This is a genomic window from [Mycobacterium] fortunisiensis, assembly GCF_019050325.1.
GTDB lineage: Bacteria > Actinomycetota > Actinomycetes > Mycobacteriales > Mycobacteriaceae > Mycobacterium > Mycobacterium fortunisiensis.
Genome location: NZ_VOMB01000006.1, coordinates 265950 through 278245 on the forward strand (window position 1 = coordinate 265950; position 12296 = coordinate 278245).

General features: G+C 65.8%; 8 protein-coding genes. 5 read left to right on the forward strand and 3 right to left on the reverse strand.

Annotated elements, in window-relative coordinates; genetic code table 11:
* Window position 1 precedes the first annotated feature (1 nt).
* The 3 genes from FR943_RS05730 to FR943_RS05740 all read left to right on the forward strand — a co-directional run bounded on the left by FR943_RS05730 (window position 2) and on the right by FR943_RS05740 (window position 5002).
* Entirely contained in the window at window positions 2-1873 is a 1872-nt protein-coding gene (locus FR943_RS05730) for an ABC transporter ATP-binding protein (protein ID WP_217155400.1), read from the forward strand.
* Complete coding sequence (locus FR943_RS05735; protein ID WP_217155372.1) at window positions 1870-3714, forward strand: ABC transporter ATP-binding protein; 1845 nt, start codon at window positions 1870-1872, stop codon at window positions 3712-3714. The genes FR943_RS05730 and FR943_RS05735 overlap by 4 nt, the downstream gene beginning before the upstream one ends.
* Window positions 3715-3784: 70 nt before the next feature.
* Window positions 3785-5002, forward strand: a complete 1218-nt coding sequence (locus FR943_RS05740; protein WP_217155373.1) for an ATP-binding protein — start codon at window positions 3785-3787, stop codon at window positions 5000-5002.
* A gap of 99 nt (window positions 5003-5101) precedes the next feature.
* Here FR943_RS05740 and FR943_RS05745 read toward each other — a convergent pair whose 3' ends face one another.
* Window positions 5102-6217 (reverse strand): epoxide hydrolase family protein, encoded by a 1116-nt coding sequence (locus FR943_RS05745; RefSeq protein ID WP_217155374.1) that lies wholly within the window; start codon window positions 6215-6217, stop codon window positions 5102-5104.
* An 82-nt stretch (window positions 6218-6299) separates the two neighbouring features.
* The gene (locus FR943_RS05750; protein WP_217155375.1) at window positions 6300-7139 is read right to left on the reverse strand and encodes a LuxR C-terminal-related transcriptional regulator; all 840 of its coding nucleotides are present in this window, start codon (window positions 7137-7139) and stop codon (window positions 6300-6302) included.
* 59 nt (window positions 7140-7198) lie between these two features.
* On the opposite strand from FR943_RS05750, the gene FR943_RS05755 reads away from it, so the two are divergent.
* Window positions 7199-8860, forward strand: coding sequence for an AMP-binding protein (locus FR943_RS05755; RefSeq protein ID WP_217155376.1), 1662 nt, complete (start codon window positions 7199-7201; stop codon window positions 8858-8860).
* A complete protein-coding gene (locus FR943_RS05760) occupies window positions 8860-10476 on the forward strand; it encodes an AMP-binding protein (protein WP_217155377.1) in 1617 nt (538 codons plus the stop codon). Before FR943_RS05755 ends, FR943_RS05760 begins: the two co-directional genes overlap by 1 nt.
* Window positions 10477-10486: 10 nt before the next feature.
* Here FR943_RS05760 and FR943_RS05765 read toward each other — a convergent pair whose 3' ends face one another.
* Window positions 10487-12220 (reverse strand): HNH endonuclease signature motif containing protein, encoded by a 1734-nt coding sequence (locus FR943_RS05765; RefSeq protein ID WP_217155378.1) that lies wholly within the window; start codon window positions 12218-12220, stop codon window positions 10487-10489.
* Between the last annotated feature and the right edge of the window lie 76 nt (window positions 12221-12296).

The window sequence follows — 12296 nt, forward strand, 5'->3', positions numbered from 1 at the left end:
AATTGGTCCAGTGAGTCGCGCGAGTTCAGATCTGTGGCGGTTGTTGCCCTATCTGTTGCCGTACCGGGCCCGCTGGATCGTGATGGTGGTGGTCGCGGTGGTCAGCCTGGCGGCCACGGTGGCGATTCCGCTGATGACCAAGGCTGTGATCGACGGGCCGGTGCGCCACCAGGATCCGCACGGGCTGTGGGTGCTGGGTGCGGCGGCGGTGGCGGTCGGGGTGTCCGAGGCGGTGCTGTGGTTCATCCGCCGCTGGCTGGTGGCCCGCGCCACCATGGGCGTCGAGGCCGACATCCGCAAGGACCTGTACGCGCGGCTGCAGATCCTGCCGATGAGTTTCCACGGCCGCTGGGAGTCGGGTCAGCTGCTGTCGCGGGTGATGAACGATCTGTCCACGATCCGCCGGTTCCTGTCGTTCGGGTTGGTGTTCCTGATCCTCAACACGCTGCAGATCGTCGTGGTGACGTCGATCCTGCTGGCCATGTACTGGCCGCTGGGCGTGGTGGTGCTGGTCTCGATCGTGCCGATCACGTTGACCGTGCTGCATTTCGAGCGGGAGTACACCCGGTTGTCCCGGCTGGCGCAGGATCAGACCGGCCACGTGGCCACCCACGTGGAGGAGGCCGCGCTGGGGCTGCGGGTGGTCAAGGCGTTCGGCCGCGAGGACTACGTGTTCGACCGGTTCGACGAGCAGGCCAGGGCGCTGTACGACACGCAGGTCGACCGGGTGGGGGTGTCGGCGAAGTTCTGGACGGTGCTGGAGGTGATCCCCAACCTCACCTTGATCGTGGTGCTCGGTTTCGGTGCCTACGCGGCGGGGCATGGCCACGTGACGATGGGCACCCTGGTCGCGTTCATCACGATGATGCTGTCGCTGGTGTGGCCGATCGCCTCACTGGGTTTCCTGTTGTCGATGACGCAGGAGTCGTTCACCGCGGCCAACCGGATCACTGAGATCTTCGACGCCCCACGGGAAATCGCCGACGGCCCGGTTTCCGACCCGCCGGGTGCGGGCCGTCTGGAGCTGCGCGACGTCGGCTTCAGATTCCCCGACAGCGACGAGTGGGTGCTGCGCCACGTCGACGCGGTGGTGGAACCGGGGCAGACGCTGGCGCTGGTCGGCGCGACGGGTTCGGGCAAATCCGTTCTGGCCGCGCTGTTCTCGCGGCTCTACGACGTCACCGAAGGTCAGATCCTGATCGACGGCCGCGATATCCGGGAGTTCGGGCTGCCGGTGCTGCGCCGGGCCGTGGCGACCGCCTTCGAGGATCCGACGCTGTTCTCGATGTCGGTGGCCGAGAACCTACGGCTCGGTCGGGCCGACGCCGGCGACGAGCAGTTGGCCGAGGCCATCGAGATCGCGGCCGCGCAGTTCGTCTACGACCTGCCGTTCGGCCTGGACACCCGGATCGGTGAGCAGGGCATGAGCTTGTCCGGTGGTCAGCGCCAACGTCTTTCGCTGGCCCGCGCGATCCTGGCGGCGCCGCAGATCCTGGTGCTCGACGACACGTTGTCGGCGCTGGATGTGCACACCGAGGCGGTGGTGACCGAGGCGCTGGCCCGGGTGTTGCGTGACGTCACCGGCATCATCGTCGCGCACCGGGCGTCCACGGTGCTGCTGGCCGACAAGGTGGCGCTGCTGCAAGCGGGCACCATCACCCACATCGGTACCCACACCCAATTGCTCGTGCAGGTACCGCAATACCGCTATCTACTGGCCGCCGATGACCAACTCGACGACGCCTGTGAACGCTGCTGCGATTGGGAGGACGATGCGGGGCTCGGCCGGCTGCAGCGCGAGCATGACGAACGCACGGTGATCGACGAAATCGGCGAGCCGCCGCGCTTCGATGCGGAGGTGCAACGCCGATGACGACCACCGAGTGGCGCGGCCAGCTCACCGACGACGACGATGAAGCCGGCGGCGCCGGCGCGTCCGCACTGCCGATCGACGAGAGTGTGCCGCGGCGCCGGGAGGCCCGGGCCCTGCTCGGGTCGTTGCTGCGCCCCTACCGCTGGGCCGTCGCGATGCTGGCCCTGGTGGTCGTGGTGGAAAACGCGGCCCGGCTGTCGGTTCCGATCCTGGTGCAGCGGGGTATCGACCGGGGCATCCCGCCGATTCTGGAGGGCGGCCCGGCCCGCGAGTTGATGGTGATCGTCGGCACGCTGTGCGCGGTGGTGCTGGTGCAGGCGGTCAGCCGGATGTTCTTCCTGCGCCGGTCCGGCCGGGTCGGGCAAGAGGTGCTGCTGGAGTTGCGTCGTCGGGTGTTCCGGCATTTCGGCCGGCTCGATGTGGCGTTCCACGATCGCTACACGTCGGGCCGGGTGGTCAGCCGGTCCACCAACGATGTCGAGGCGATCCAGGACATGCTGGAGAACGGTTTCGACAGCCTGATCACCGCCGTGTTGACGTTGTTCGGTACGGCGATCCTGTTGGTGGCGCTGGATTGGCGGCTGGGCCTGATGTGTCTGGTGGCGTTCCCGGTGCTGGTGGCCCTGGTGTGGTGGTTCCGCACCGAGTCGGCCAAGACCTACCGGTTGGTGCGCGAGAGTGCCGCGCTGGTGATCGTGCAGTTCGTCGAGACCATGACCGGGATCAAGGCCGTGCAGGCCTACCGGCGGGAGGCGCGAAACCAGGAGATCTTCGACGACGTCGCCGACGGGTACCGGGCGATCAACGAGAAGACCTTCAAGCTGCTCGCCGTGTTCATGCCCGGGGTCAAACTGGTCGGCAACCTCACCACCGGGGTGGTGCTGCTCTACGGCGGCTACCGGGTGCTGCACGGCGAGATGACGATCGGCACGCTGACGGCGTTCCTGCTGTATCTGCGGATGTTCTTCGAGCCGATGCAGGAGATCTCGCAGTTCTTCAACACGTTCCAATCGGCGTCCTCGGCGCTGGAGAAGCTGGCCGGGGTGCTGGCCCAGCAGCCGGCGATCGCGGATCCAGAGCACCCGGTGTCGTTGCCTGAGGTGAACGGCAACATCGGGTTTCACGATGTCGAGTTCGCCTACACCCCGGGTCGCCCGGTGCTGCCAGGCCTTGAGCTCGCGGTGCCGGCAGGTCAGACGGTGGCGCTGGTGGGCACCACCGGTGCGGGCAAGACCACCATCGCCAAGCTGATCGCCCGGTTCTACGACCCCACTGCCGGGTCGGTGACGCTGGATGGGGTGGACCTGCGTGAGCTGGCGCAGGCCGAACTTCGCCGCCACGTCGTGATGGTGACCCAGGAGAACTTCATGTTCGCCGGGACCATTGCCGACAACATCCGGTTCGGCCGCCCGGACGCCACCGATGCGCAGCTCCGGGCGGCCGCCGCCGCGGTCGGTGCCGACCGGTTCATCGAGGCCTTGCCCGACGGGTACGGCACCGACGTCGCCAAGCGCGGTGGCCGGCTCTCGGCCGGTCAGCGGCAGCTGGTGGCTTTCGCCCGGGCCTTTCTGGCCGACCCGGCGGTGCTGATCCTCGACGAGGCGACATCGTCGCTGGACATCCCGAGTGAGCGAATGGTGCAGCGGGCGTTGGAAACCGTGTTGGCCGACCGGACCGCCCTGGTGATCGCCCACCGGCTGTCCACAGTGCAGATCGCCGACCGGGTGCTGGTGCTCGAGCATGGCCGTGTCATCGAGGACGGAGCGCCCGATGACCTCATCGGCCGAGCCGACGGTGCCTACGCCGCCCTGCACCGAGCCTGGGTGGATTCCCTGGCCTGAGCTTGGCGTAGCGGTTTTACAAACGTTATTGTACTTTACAAGATTTCAATAAACTCGTATAACTGTTGCTATGGATCCGCTCGACAACCCGTACACGCCGAATGCCGGCGCAACGCCCCCAGTGGTCGTCGGGCGCGACGACCAACAACGCTCGTTTGACCTGCTTCTTGCCCGGCTAGAGAAGGGGCGCACGGAGCAGTCGATGATCATCACGGGTCTGCGCGGCGTGGGGAAGACAGTGCTGCTTCGCGAGTTTCATAAGAAGGCGGCTGCCCGGAAATGGGCGACAATTGATGTCGAGATCAGCAAGCATGACAACGACGATTTCCGTCGTCAGCTTGCGCGCGAGTTCCGCTCAGCGTTACTGCGTATCTCGCCGAAAGCGCGTTGGGGAGATAGAGCTAAACACGTTGCAGCGGTGATTAAGTCGTTTACAATCGCAATTGATCCTGATGGTCGGATTACGGCTGGGCTGGACACTGACGTAGCCGAAGGGGTAGCCGACTCGGGCGATTTGGTTGTGGATCTTTCTGAGCTGCTCATCGCCTTGGGCGAAGCGGCGAAAGAGCATCACACCGGGGTAGTTCTGTTATTCGACGAGATCCAGTTCTTGGCACGTGAACAGTTGGAGGCTGTGGTCGCAGCGATTCACAAGACGGTCCAACTCCAGCTTCCAATCACGATGGTTGGTGCTGGGCTACCACAAATCGCCGAGCTCGCCGGCGAAGCCAAGTCCTATGCTGAGCGGCTTTTCAAGTTCCCTGAGATCGGCATTCTTGCTAAGAACGAGGCTTACGCCGCGCTTCGTGAGCCGGCAACGGATGAAGGCGCCGAGTTCGAGGATGGGGCACTTGAACTTGCCGCCGAGGTAACTGGGCGTTACCCGTATTTCATCCAGGAACTCGGGTACGCAGTATGGCCGTTGGCGTCGGGTAACCGCATCACGCGCTCGGATGTAGCCAACGCTCAGCAGGTTTACGAGGAGAAACTCGATAGCAGCTTTTTCAGGGTACGGCTCGATCGTGCGACCGAGTTGGAGCAGGCTTACCTGCGGGCAATGGCGGAACTCGGGCCGGAGCCCCAACTCGCGGGAGATGTAGCGCGTCTGTTGAACCGTTCATCTCAGCAGTGCGCACCTACTCGCTCGACGCTGATCGAGAAAGGTCTCCTGTACACGCCGAGCCATGGATATGCAGCATTCACGGTTCCACATTTCGACCAGTTCATGCGGCGCTCAGTACCCGACTTGAGCGTTCCACCAGTGCGACCTCGCCGTAAGCGGTCGTAGCGATAGGTGCTTTCACCCGCGCCGATTTCTACCTCAGGGCTGCCGGCCGGCGAAAACCACAGCCCAGCAGTAGAAATCGTCGCGGGATCAGCCCGAAACTCAGCGCACGGTGTTGAAGAACGTCGTCACGTCCTCGACGAACAGCTCCGGCTGCTCGAATGCCGCGAAGTGTCCGCCCCGCGGCATCGTCGTGTAATGGGTGACGTTGTAGGCGGTTTCGCACCAGTTGCGCGGGGCCCGCAGCAGCTCCAGCGGGAACGCCGCGATGCCGGTGGGCAGTTTCACGTACTGGCCGCCCTCGAAGGTGTTGCCGCTCTCCCAGTACAGCCGGGCCGATGAGGCGCCCGACGCGGTGATCCAGTACAGCATCACGTTGTCGAGCAATTCGTCTTTGCTGAGCACATTTTCGGGGTGGCCGTCGCAGTCCATCCAGGACCAGAACTTCTCCACGATCCAGGCCAGTTGGCCGACGGGGGAGTCCACCAGGCCGTACCCGACGGTCTGCGGCCGGGTCGACTGCTGCTTCATGTAGCCCGAGTCCCACTTGCGGTAGTACTCGACGCGGGCGAGCGCCTTCTGCAGGTCCTCGGTCAGTTCCCCGATGCCCTCGGCGGGTGGCCCGGCGATCGGCATGTTGACGTGAATGCCCACGCATGCCCCCACGTTTCGGCCGATCTGCGTCGTCACCGCCGAACCCCAGTCACCGCCCTGGGCGCCGTAGCGCTGGTAGCCCAGGCGGGTCATCAAGGTGTCCCAAGTCTGGGCGATCTTCTCGATACCCCAGCCGGTCGAGGTGGGTTTGCCGGAGAAGCCGTAGCCGGGCAGTGACGGGCACACCACGTCGAAGCCCGCCGCTGTCAGTGGCTCGATCACCTTGTGGAATTCGACGACCGATCCGGGCCAACCGTGGGTGAGGATCAGCGGGAACGCATCGGCACGCGACGAGCGCTGGTGGATGAAATGGATGTCCAGCCCGTCGATCTCGGTGACGAAGTGGTCGAACCGGTTCAGCGCGGCTTCGCGGGTGCGCCAGTCGTATTCATTGGCCCAGTAGTTCGCCAGTTCTCGGGTGTAGCCCAGCGGGATGCCCTGGGTCCAGTCGTCGACGCATTCGGCCTCGGGCCATCGGGTGTGGGCCAGGCGGGCCTTGAGGTCGTCGAGGTCGGCGTCGGGCACGGCGATGGAAAACGGGCGGATCAGCGGGTCAGCGGCCATTGGGTGTCTGCTCCAGAGGGGTTGAACGACGGTAGGTGCACTAGTGAGAACGACGTGGGCATGCGAAAAGCGTCCGAAATGCTCAGGGAATCTGGCGCAACCGCCGGGCCTTGGACACCGCCTCGTGGCGGTTACGGGCGCCGAGTTTGGCGGCCGCGCTGCGCAGGTAGCTTTTCACCGTCTCCGGCTTCAACGAAAGCCGCTGGGCGGCTTCGGCATTGGTGCACCCCAGGGCGACCTGCGCCAGCACGTCGACTTCACGGGCGGTCAGCGGGGCGCTGGCCGGCGGATCGCCGCGCAGCGCCACCGCCAACCGGTCGGCGAGTTCCCTCAGCGGTCCGGCCAGTTCCGGGCTGTCGGTGGCGAGCCGGCGCAGGTCGGCGTGCACGGCACGGATCTGCTCGGTGTCGGCGGGCTGATCGGCGAAGGCGGTCAGGGCGGCCTCGCGCATGCGCATCCGTCGGTCCACCTCGTCGCGCACCCGGAACTCGTCGCTCAACCGCTGCGCCGAGGTCACCATCGCGGCCACCGTGCGGCCTCCGATCGGGTCGCTGGTGCGGTGCGCCCCGTACAGCACGGCGCGGGGCCGGCCGTCCACGACGACCGGTACCGCCAGGATCGAACGGACGCCCTCGGACAGCACGGGCCCGTCGTAGTCGTGGGTGATGGTCGAGGCCGCCCGGTAATCGGGGACCGAGATCGGTCGGCGGGACACCATGCTCGCCCCGCCCAACCCCGCCCGGGGTAGTACCGCGAGCCCGCGCATGGCGCCGGTGCGGGCGCCGAAGAACTCGCTCAGCAGCAGGGTGTCGTCGTGCACCTGCCCGCCGAACGTCAGCGGAAGCCCGGTGTCGGTGGCCAAGCGGCGCAGTTCGGCGCGTACCGCGTCGGCGTCGCGGGGCCGCATCGGCCAGGGCTGCATCGCAGGCACCCACTTTCGGGGGTCGCGGTCGGGTGAGTGTGACGTAGAGCATAGCTGTCATGAATGTCGCCGCGAGCAACACGGATCGCTACCGCAGTGCCCGTGACCAGCTGATTGCCGGAGCGAGTTTCGCCTGGCCACAGCTGGACGGCACGTTCAACTGGGCCGTCGACTGGTTCGACGCCATCGCCCGAGACAACGACCGCACCGCGTTGTGGATCGTCGAGGAGGACGGATCCGAGCAGCGGATCAGCTTCGCCGAGATGGCGCAGCGCTCCGACCGCGTCGCGGCCTGGTTGCAGGGGCTCGGCGTGATGAAGGGCGATCGGGTGCTGCTGATGCTCGGCAACCAGGTCGAGCTGTGGGAATCCATGCTGGCGATCGCCAAGCTGGGCGCGGTCGTCATGCCGACGACCGGGGCGCTGGGCTCGGCGGACCTGTCCGATCGCATCACCCGGGGCGGGGCCCGGTTCGTCATCGTCGACGCCGCCGACGCGGCCAAGTTCGCCGACGTCGCAGGCGACTATGTGCGCATCGCGGTCGGCGAGGCCCCGACAGGGTGGCACCGCTACGGCGACGGGCAGCCGCGCCGGTTCCAGGCCTGCACCACCGTCGATGATCCGCTGCTGATCTATTTCACGTCGGGCACCACCAGCCGGCCCAAACTCGTCGAGCATTCCCAGGTCTCCTATCCGGTCGGGCATCTGACCACGATGGCCTGGATCGGCGTCCGGCCCGGTGACGTCCACCTGGCGATCAGCTCACCGGGCTGGGCCAAACACGCCTGGAGCTGTTTCTTCGCGCCGTGGATCGCCGAGGCGACGATCTTCGTCTACAACTACCGGCGGTTCGACGCGGCGGCCCTGCTGGCGCAGCTGCGTCGCGCGGGCATCAACACGTTCTGTGCCCCACCGACGGTGTGGCGCATGCTCATCCAGTCCGACCTGGGTTCCAAGCCCGAAGGGTTGCGGGAAATCCTGGGTGCCGGCGAGCCGTTGAATCCCGACGTGATCGCCCAGGTCGAGAAGGCCTGGGGGTTGACGATCCGGGACGGCTTCGGCCAGACCGAGACCACCCTGCTCATCGGCAACACTCCCGGACAACCGGTGAAGCCCGGGTCGATGGGCCGGCCGATGCCCGGGGTGCCGGTGGTTCTGGTGGACCCGGTCACCGGGGAGGTTGCCGATGAGGGGGAGATCTGCCTGGACCTGGCGGCGCAGCCGCACAACCTGATGACGGGGTATCTCGATGACCCACAACGTAATACGTCGGTGCTGGCCGGGGGTTTCTATCACACCGGCGACGTCGCCGGCCGGGACGCCGACGGATACATCACCTACATCGGCCGCACCGACGACGTGTTCAAGTCCAGTGATTACAAGGTGTCGCCGTTCGAATTGGAGAGTGTGTTGATCGAGCATCCGGCAGTGGTGGAGGCCGCAGTGGTGCCGCAACCAGACGATACCCGGCTGGCGGTGCCCAAGGCCTACGTCGCATTGGCCGACGGCTGGGAGGCCAACGCGCAGACGGCGAAAGACGTGATGGCCTACGCCCGTGACCATCTGGCGCCCTACCTCAAGGTGCGTCGGGTGGAGTTCTTCGATCTGCCCAAGACCATTTCGGGCAAGATCCGTCGGGTAGAGCTTCGCAGTCGCGAAGATGCGGCCCACACGGCGGGACAACCGATTTCGACGGAATACCGATACGAGGATCTGCTCTGATGGAGTCTTACGACCGCGGCCCGGTGAACGTAGCGGTGCTGGAAGAGACCATCGGTGCGGCCTTCGAGCGGGTGGTCACTTCTGGACCCGACGCCGACGCGCTGGTCGAGGCGGCGACCGGACGCCGCTGGACCTACGCCGAGCTCGACGTCGAGGTCGACAGGCTGGCGCGGGGTCTGATGGCTTCGGGTGTGCAGAAGGGGGACCGCGTCGGGATCTGGGCCCCCAACTGTGCCGAATGGGTGATGCTGCAGCTCGCAACGGCCAAGATCGGTGCGATCCTGGTCAACATCAACCCGGCCTACCGCACCCACGAGTTGGCCTATGTGCTGCGGCAATCCGGGGTGCGCACGTTGGTGTCGGCGACCGCGTTCAAGTCGTCCGATTACGTCACCATGGTCGCCGAGGTGCAAGCGGACTGCCCGGCGCTCACGGATATCGTGTTCCTCGGCACGCTGGACTGGGACCGCTTGCGTACCGAGCAGGTCGATGAGCGCCAGTTACGTGCTCGCGGCGCCGAGCTGGGCCACACCGACCCGATCAACATCCAATACACCTCGGGGACAACCGGTTTCCCCAAAGGGGCGACGTTGAGTCACCGCAACATCCTCAACAACGGGTTTTTCGTCGGCGGGTTGATCAACCTCGCCCCAGGCGACCGGGTGTGCATTCCAGTCCCCTTTTATCACTGCTTCGGGATGGTGATGGGCAACCTGGGGGCGCTGACCCACGGTGCGACGATCGTCATCCCCGCACCGGGTTTCGACCCCGGCATCACTTTGGCCACGGTCGCGGCCGAACGATGCACCGCGCTGTACGGGGTGCCGACGATGTTCATCGCCATGCTGGGCCATCCCGACTTCGCGACGTTCGACCTGTCGTCGTTGCGGACCGGCATCATGGCCGGCTCGGTGTGCCCGGTTGAGGTGATGAAGCGGGTGGTGGCCGATATGCACATGGCCGAGGTGGCCATCTGTTACGGCATGACCGAGACCTCGCCGGTGTCGTGCCAGACGCTCGTCGATGACGATCTGGAGCGTCGCACCGCCACCATCGGACGGGTCCACCCGCATCTCGAGATCAAGATCGTCAACCCGGACACCGGTGCGACTGTCGAGCGCGGCCAACCCGGGGAGTTTTGTACCCGAGGGTATTCGGTGATGTTGGGCTACTGGAATGAGCCCGCGAAGACCGCCGAGGTCATCGACGCCGACGGCTGGATGCACACGGGGGATCTGGCGGTGATGGGTGAGGACGGCTACTGCGCGGTGGTCGGCCGGATCAAGGACATGGTGATCCGTGGCGGCGAGAACGTGTACCCCCGGGAGATCGAGGAGTTTCTCTATACGCATCCCGACATCGATGACGCTCAGGTGATCGGGGTGCCGGATGCCAAGTACGGCGAAGAGATCTGTGCCTGGGTCCGGATGAAGCCCGGCTGCGCACCGTTGGACGCCGAAAGGCTGCGGGCATTCGCCGGGGGCAAGTTGGCCCACTACAAGATTCCACGCTATGTGCTTGTGGTGGACGAATTTCCGATGACCGTCACCGGCAAGATCCGCAAGGTTGACATGCGGAACGAGAGCGTCAAGCTGCTCGGGCTTGACCCCGGGTAGCTCGAGTAGCTCAGAATGGTGGGGGTGGTGCGTAGTGTTCGGCGATCCAGGCTTGGTAGTCGTGTTCGACTTCGAGGGCGGTGTTGAGGGCGGAGCGTTCTTGGCGTTCGTCTTCGATGCGTTCTAGGCGTTGTTGTTCGCGGGTTTTGGAGCGGCGCGGCATTTTCGTGGTGCGTTGGCTGGGGTCGCTCTTGGGGTTCTCGGGGATATCCGGGGTGCCGGTGGGCTGGGCGAGGGTGGGGAACAGTTCGGCGCCGTGGGGTGTGGTGTGGTAGGTGTGGCCGGTGGGTGCGGTGAATTTTATTGTGCCGTCGGGTAGTTGGCGGTCTGTCCAGCCGGCGACGAAGGTTTTGATCAAATGGTGTGCGCGGCAATACATTTTGAGGTTCGATGGGTGTGTGGGGCCGTGGGGGTAGGGCGCGGTGTGGTCGACATCGCAGCGCATGGCGGGGGCGTCGCAGCCCGGGAATCGACAGGTCAGGTCTCGCCAGTAGATGAATTCCCGTAGCGCCGCTGAGGGGCGGTAGCCGGGCTCCCCGGCAGGAGCCGGGGCGGCAGGGGTAGTGGCATCGGTCGCATCGGCGTTGCCGGTGACATCGCTGGTCTCGGCGAAGTCAGCGATGTCTGCGGGGTCGCCGGGCGCATCACCGGCATCAGCCTCATCCGCGGTATCGGTATCGGTATCGGCATCGGTATCGGTATCGGTGTCGGTGTTCTCGGCATCGGCGTCAGCAGGGGTGTCGGCTACATCGTTGGAGGCGTCGGCGTCAGCAGGGGTGTCGGACGCGTCGTTGGTCTCGGCGCCGGTGGTCTCGCGGGTGCTGGCGGGTATCACGACGGGTTTGAGTTTGGCGTGGGCGGCCAGGTCACGGATTGTCTGGGCGGGCAGGATGCCGTAGCCGGGCAGGTAGCCGGGATCATTTGAGGTGCCGGTGAGGGTGGCGTGTTCGGCGAGCACGTGGACCACGGCGGCGTCAGCGGCGGCGCGGGTTTGTTTGGCTGGGCAGTTATCGAGTCCGCACAGGCAGGGTAGTTGGGCTTCGCGTCGTGACAGGGGTCCCAGCGCATCGGCGCGGCGTTGTTGATGGGTGCGGGGATCGTCTTTGCAGACGGTGCGGGCCAGGGCGTCGAGTTGTTGGTCGAAGGCGGCGGCGTCGGCGGCATGCACGTTGGCCCAGATGCTGGCGATGCCGGGAGCGACACCGGGTTCGATGGTGATGTGGCGGTCGTCTTCGATGGTGGGTGGGACGCGTTGGCCGTTGGGGTCGAGTTTGATGACCCACTGGTCGATGTGGTCGTGCAGTTTTTTCTCTGAGAGTCGCATCCATTTGGAAGCGTGCCGGGCCAGCATGGCATCCAACTCGTGGCATATCGCAGCTCGGACGTTTTGGGTGCGCACGATGATGGCGGTCACGATGCGGAAATCGATCACTCCGGCGGCCAATAGGGCGGCGACGTGGGGGAGGCGGTCGCGTAGGGCGCGGGCGTAGCGGATGTGGGTGCCGGCGCGGTGGCGGGTGATGCGCAGCGCGGCCGAGATTTCGGCGGCCACGGCTTCGAAGGGGTCGGTGGTCCAAAAGATGGTGTCGGCCAGTTCGGCTTCCCGGCGCAGATCCAACTCACCGATGGCGGCCAGTCGGGCGGCGATGGCCGCCGATTCGGCTCGGGCGGCGGTGGTGATGGCGTCGATCAGCCCGGCACCGGCATCGGCCCCGGAACCGCCTTCACCATGACTCTCGAACATGTGTGCGACTCCTCACCTTTTCGTGGGTAATTGTGGGTGTAGTCCGCCGAGGCAGAGGTAGATCATTGAGGCCAGC

What these genes read in the sequence shown, in the direction of transcription:
- FR943_RS05735 (WP_217155372.1), top strand. Translation starts at nt 1,870, where the DNA reads ATGACGACCACCGAGTGGCGCGGCCAGCTCACCGACGACGACGATGAA.
- FR943_RS05765 (WP_217155378.1), bottom strand. Translation starts at nt 12,220, where the DNA reads ATGTTCGAGAGTCATGGTGAAGGCGGTTCCGGGGCCGATGCCGGTGCC.
- FR943_RS05760 (WP_217155377.1), top strand. Translation starts at nt 8,860, where the DNA reads ATGGAGTCTTACGACCGCGGCCCGGTGAACGTAGCGGTGCTGGAAGAG.
- FR943_RS05740 (WP_217155373.1), top strand. Translation starts at nt 3,785, where the DNA reads ATGGATCCGCTCGACAACCCGTACACGCCGAATGCCGGCGCAACGCCC.
- FR943_RS05755 (WP_217155376.1), top strand. Translation starts at nt 7,199, where the DNA reads ATGAATGTCGCCGCGAGCAACACGGATCGCTACCGCAGTGCCCGTGAC.
- FR943_RS05750 (WP_217155375.1), bottom strand. Translation starts at nt 7,139, where the DNA reads ATGCAGCCCTGGCCGATGCGGCCCCGCGACGCCGACGCGGTACGCGCC.
- FR943_RS05745 (WP_217155374.1), bottom strand. Translation starts at nt 6,217, where the DNA reads ATGGCCGCTGACCCGCTGATCCGCCCGTTTTCCATCGCCGTGCCCGAC.